The organism is Moraxella sp. CTOTU47724 (assembly GCF_032014955.1).
GTDB lineage: Bacteria > Pseudomonadota > Gammaproteobacteria > Pseudomonadales > Moraxellaceae > Faucicola > Faucicola tetraodonis.
Window position 1 is genome coordinate 1 of the sequence record NZ_DALZSV010000109.1, and the last position, 1,510, is coordinate 1,510.

Consider the following 1,510-nt stretch of genomic DNA (forward strand, 5'->3'; position numbering starts at 1 on the left):
AAGCCAAAAAATTTATTACCGAGCAGCGCAATAAATTTTTGGATAATGAAGACTATGAACGCCCAAAAGGCTGGACAGCGCAAAAATAACCTTTAGCATGTATTCAACAAGTCTTTGACAAGGATTTTCAATGTCTCAATCGATTGAAACTATTGACCAAAAAACACGGTTAAAATCTATTTTAGGCGGTTCAGCGGGTAACATGGTCGAATGGTACGACTGGTATGCGTATGCAGCTTTTACCTTATATTTTGCCCCTGTATTTTTTCCAAAAGGCAACCAAACGGCTCAATTACTGAGTGCCGCAGCGATTTTTGCGGTGGGTTTTGTCATGCGACCGATTGGTGCATGGATAATGGGCGTTTATGCGGACAAGAAAGGTCGTAAAGCAGGTCTTACGCTATCGGTAACATTAATGTGCTTAGGCTCACTGATGATTGCTGTGACACCTGGTTATGACAGTATTGGAATTTTTGCCCCAATTATGTTGGTGACTGCTCGTTTAATTCAAGGTATCAGTGTAGGCGGTGAATATGGGGCTAGCGCCACTTACCTCAGCGAGATGGCGGGTAAAGACAAGCGCGGATTTTTTTCCAGTTTTCAATATGTTACGCTGATTTCTGGGCAGTTAATTGCGCTAGTGCTTCTGATTATTCTACAGCAAGTTTTAACCCCTGCTGAGCTCAAAGCTTGGGGCTGGCGGATTCCGTTTGTCATTGGGGCTTTGTTGGCGTTTTTTGTATTTTATATTCGCCGTGGCTTGCTTGAGACAGAATCCTTTAATAAAGTTGATACCAGTAGTTCGCAAAAAAAATCCGGCGCATTGGCTTTATTTAAAGAACACCCGAAAGCGGCATTTACTGTCATTGGATTGACGGCAGGCGGTACGTTGGCATTTTATGCTTACACCACTTATTTGCAAAAATTCTTGGTCAATACGTCAGGCTTTAGTAAAGAGTCAGCCACCCAAATCACCGCTATTGCGTTATTTATTTTTATGCTTTTGCAACCTGTCGCTGGGGCATTATCCGATAGAATCGGGCGTAAACCGCTGATGATAGGATTTGGTGTGATGGGGGTGTTATTTACTTACTTTATTTTTAGCACCTTGGCAGGCACGACAGACCCGTGGATGGCGTTTGCGTTATGTTTGTTTGGTTTGATAATTGTCACAGGCTATACGTCAATTAATGCGGTCGTTAAAGCTGAAATGTTCCCTGCGCATATTCGTGCGTTGGGCGTGGCGTTACCCTATGCCATTGCTAACACTTTGTTTGGCGGTACAGCCGAGTATGTGGCATTGTCCTTCAAGCAAGCAGGCCATGAAGAATGGTTTTTCTTGTATGTGACGATTATGATTGGGATTTCATTGATTGTTTATACTCGTATGAAAGATACCAAAGAACATAGTTTAATTAATCATGATTAGCCCACCAATAAACGGATAAAGTTATCCAACAAAAAACCCCAAATAGAGTTATTTGGGGTTTTTGCTTTTTTGGTGTTGATT

Annotated in this window: 1 protein-coding gene and 1 pseudogene; both read left to right on the top strand. The window is 42.1% G+C overall.

The annotated features are described in order from the left end of the window. Positions 1-89: pseudogene (locus RTR63_RS11750) on the top strand (oxidative damage protection protein); the annotation flags it as partial. Between the two features lie 41 nt (positions 90-130). After that, positions 131-1,429, top strand: a complete 1,299-nt coding sequence (locus tag RTR63_RS11755) for an MFS transporter (RefSeq protein ID WP_312384648.1) — start codon at positions 131-133, stop codon at positions 1,427-1,429. Positions 1,430-1,510 lie beyond the last annotated feature (81 nt).

What these genes read in the sequence shown, in the direction of transcription:
- RTR63_RS11755 (WP_312384648.1), top strand. Translation starts at nt 131, where the DNA reads ATGTCTCAATCGATTGAAACTATTGACCAAAAAACACGGTTAAAATCT.